Annotated in this window: 1 protein-coding gene and 1 pseudogene; one reads left to right on the forward strand and one right to left on the reverse strand. The window is 77.6% G+C overall.

Going from position 1 to position 2,452, the window contains the following annotated elements; genetic code table 11:
- Window positions 1-249: pseudogene (locus tag B0E53_RS35485) on the reverse strand (hypothetical protein); the annotation flags it as partial.
- Window positions 250-442: 193 nt separating this feature from the next.
- Between B0E53_RS35485 and B0E53_RS35490 the strand changes: the two are divergent.
- Window positions 443-2,452: class I adenylate-forming enzyme family protein (locus B0E53_RS35490; RefSeq protein ID WP_246835768.1), on the forward strand; the 2,010-nt coding region annotated here is incomplete at its 3' end.

The following is a 2,452-nucleotide window of genomic DNA, read 5'->3' on the forward strand; positions in this document are numbered from 1 at the left end:
CGGCCGGGCCGCCGGGCCGAGCCGCCGCCGGGCCACGTCGAGCGCGGCGGCGCCGGCGTGCAGGCCCAGCCGCAGGCGCGGGTCACCGGGGGAGTCCAGCCGGTCGAAGAACCAGTGCACGTCCGGGTCGGTGGCGCGGACGGCCGCGACCAGGTCCGCCACCACGGTGCCGACCAGCCCGGCCGCCCGGGCGTCGAGGCACCCCGTGCCGGGCACGGCGAGGTCGGCGAACAACCAGGAGCGTTCCAACGATGCACCTCGACTGACGGGCGGGTGGGGCACGCGGGCGGTCCTCGGGGCGAGCCCATCATCACCGCGCCGGGCCGCCGGGCCACCCGCCGGGGACCCGGATCTGGGGACGACATAGGGGGCGACAGGGGTAGGTCACCGGCGGGTCCCTGGCCAGACTTGGGCCGTTACGGCGAGGGACGGATGTGGTGACATGCTTCGGAGCGACCTGGTCCAGCCGTTGCCCGATCTGCTCCGGGCACACGCCAGCCGGCTCGGGGACCAGGTCGCGTTCCGCGACGAGCGCCGCTCGGTCACCTACGCCGAGCTGGACGCCCGCACCCGCCGGCTGGCCGGGCACCTGGTCGCGGCCGGCGTCGAGCGGGGCCAGCGGGTCGCCTTCTGCCTGGGCAACCGGGTGGAGACCGTGGAGACCTGGCTGGCCGTCACCCGGGCGGCGGCCGTCGGCGTACCGCTGAACCCGCGCAGCACCGACGCGGAGCTGGCCCACCTGCTGGAGGACTCCGGCGCGGTGCTGGCGGTCACCGACCCGCAGCACCTCGACCAGCTCCTGCGGCTGCGCGGGGACCGGCCCGGGCTGCGGGTCTGGGTGACCGGCGACGGACCCTACCCGGCCGGTGTGACGGCCTGGCCCGCGCTGGTCGACGCCGAGCCGCCCGCCGACGCGCGCGACGACCTCGGCCTGGACGAGGTCGCCTGGATGCTCTACACCTCCGGCACCACCGGCCGGCCCAAGGGCGTGCTCTCCACCCAGCGCACCTGCCTCTGGTCGGTGGCCGCCTGCTACGTGCCGATCCCCGGCCTCACCGAGGGCGACCGGGTGGTCTGGCCGTTGCCGCTGTTCCACAGCCTCTCCCACATCGGCTGCGTGCTGAGCGTGACCGCGGTCGGGGCGACCGCCCGGCTGGTCGACGGGTTCTCCGCCGACGACGTGCTGCGCGCGGTCACCGAGGACCGGGCCACCGTGCTGGCCGGGGTGCCGGCCATGTACCACCACCTGGTCGCCGCTGCCCGGGAGGCCGGCTTCCGCGCGCCGGACCTGCGGGTGTGCCTGGTCGGCGGGGCGATCACCACCGGCCCGCTGCGCCGGGCCTTCGAGGAGGTCTTCGACGCGCCGCTGCTCGACGCGTACGGCAGCACGGAGACCTGCGGTTCGATCGCCGTCACCCACCCCGACGAACCCCGGGTCGAGGGCTCCTGCGGCCGTCCGGTCCCCGGGGTCGAGGTGCGCCTGGTCAGCCCGGACACCGGCCGGGACGTGCCGACCGGCGACGAGGGCGAGGTCTGGGTCCGCGGGCCGAGCGTCATGCTCGGCTACCACGGCCTGCCCGAGATCACCGCCGCCGCGCTCCGCGACGGCTGGTACCGCACCGGCGACCTGGCCCGCCGGGACGGCGACGGGAACCTCTTCGTCACCGGGCGGCACCGCGAGCTGATCATCCGGGGCGGGGAGAAGGTGCACCCCGCCGAGGTGGAGGAGGTGCTGCGCGGGCTGCCCGGCGTCGCCGACGTCGCGGTCACCGGCCGGCCGCACGAGGTGCTCGGCGAGGTGCCGGTCGCCTTCGTGGTGCCCGCCCCGGAGGGGTTCGCGCCGGCCGCCGCGTACGCCGCCTGCCGGCAGCGGCTCGCGTACCACAAGGTGCCGCAGGAGCTGTACGAGATCGACGCCGTGCCGCGGACCGCCTCGGGCAAGGTCACCCGGCGGCTGCTGCTGGACCGGCCCGCCCGGCTGCGGGCGGTCAACGGCCGGCACCACGACGAGCTGACCCGGATCACCTGGCGGCCACTGGATCCGGCCGGCGGGCCCGCGCCGGGCCGGCACTGGGCGGTGGTCGGGCCCGACGCCGAGGCGCTGGCCGCGTCGCTGCGGACGGCGGCGGACGCGGCCGAGGTGGCCGCCCACCCCGACCTGGCCGCACTGCGCGGGGACGCGCCGGACCTGGTGGTGCTCGCGGTCGGGCCGGCCGACACGGCGGATCTCGCCGGCCGGTTGCGGGGCTGGCTCGACGACGACCGGTTCGCGGGCCGCCGCCACCTGGGCGGTCGGGCGCTGCCTCCAGGCCGCGTACCCGGACCGCATTCTCCTGGTCGACCGGGACGCCGACCCGCGGTCGACGGCGCTGCTGGCGGCCGTGGTGGACAGCGGCGCCGCCCAGGTCGCGCTCCGCGCCGGCGACGCCCGGCACGCCGTCCCCGGCCCCGC

Source organism: Micromonospora sp. MH33, from assembly GCF_003013775.1.
GTDB lineage: Bacteria > Actinomycetota > Actinomycetes > Mycobacteriales > Micromonosporaceae > Micromonospora > Micromonospora fulviviridis.